The organism is Roseomonas acroporae (assembly GCF_023223525.1).
In the GTDB taxonomy this organism is placed as follows: Bacteria; Pseudomonadota; Alphaproteobacteria; order Acetobacterales; family Acetobacteraceae; genus Roseomonas_E; species Roseomonas_E acroporae.
In genome coordinates this window covers 1-1153 of the sequence record NZ_JALPRX010000251.1, presented here as the reverse complement: position 1 = coordinate 1153, position 1153 = coordinate 1, and the positions used below count along the sequence as shown (strand labels likewise).

Here is a 1153-nt window from a genome sequence, read left to right as displayed (position 1 = left end):
CGCGTCGTTCGACGGGTTGTTGGTCATCGTGTAGTCGAAGATCGAATAGAACGTGGTGGTCTTGTAGCTCTCGGGCGTCTCGCGCCACTGCGTGCAAACGGCGGACGAAAGGTCGTCACCGAAGCCGATGTAGAAGATCATGAAGTCCGGGCCGAGGTCGGTGGCGTACCAGCGCCAGCGGTTCGGCCACTCCATGTCCGGCATCTCGCCGCCAAAATCCTTGGTGGTGCCGTCCGTGTGGCGGTAGATGAAGCCCTGGTTGCTGGTCCGATAGTCGAGGCCGAACTTGTCGTTGGTGTCGATTTCATTGACGCTGTCTTGGAAGTCGGAGAGGTGCCAGAATGCGGGCCAGCCGGGACCGATGTTCGGCGCTCGCATGCGGGTCGCGTGCAGCCCGTAGCGGACGCCGTAGGGGAACGTGTTGAACGCCGGGCCCAAATACTTGGGCGCATTGGCGTTGCTCATCATCGCGGCCGGCATGCACGCCGCTTCGTTCGCTGTCATCAGGCGCGGCGTCATCTTGAGGAACCCGCCCGGCATCGTCGCATCCGTGCCGAGCGTGATGAGCGGCCCGCCCTCGAGGTACTGCATCGTGGACCAGTTGGGGATCACGCAGCCCTCGGTGTGCAGCCATGCGACAGAGGGCCACGCCTCGGGAGGCGGCGTGTAGCCGCTGCCGCCGGCCCACGCCGCCGCCGTCTTGCCGGACACCCGCATGTCGCTCGGGTCCCAGGAACCGGTGACGTAGCCGTGGCAGAAGAGATTGCTCGTGCTGTCGAGCATGCCGTTGGCGTGCACGGTGCGCGGCGGCCAGCCAGACTGGTGGCGCCACGCGGGTACCGACGTGAAGCGGTCCTTGCGCACGTACTTGAGGTCCGACAGGTCGATGCGCCGGCCGACCACGGGCGACACGCGGCGCATGATCTGCGGCGGCGTCGTCATCGGCGTCCAGCCGAACAGGCCGGCATTCAGCGGCCACAGCACGCCGATGCCCGTCTCGCCGCCCGTCAGCGCGACGGTGGGCGTGGTGGCCGCCTGCTGCGTGGTCCAGAGCGAGACTTCGCACAGGTCGATGCTGGTCGTGTCGCCGCTGCGCTTGCCGATGTAGAGCGGGTTCTGCCCGAGTTGGTCCAGATTGAGCGCCGCGTTCACT

The 1153-nt window shown here is 66.4% G+C and carries 1 protein-coding gene; it reads right to left on the bottom strand.

The window, feature by feature from the left end:
- Positions 1 to 1153 (bottom strand): LamG domain-containing protein (locus M0638_RS28355; protein ID WP_248670310.1); only part of this gene is annotated, 1153 nt, incomplete at both ends.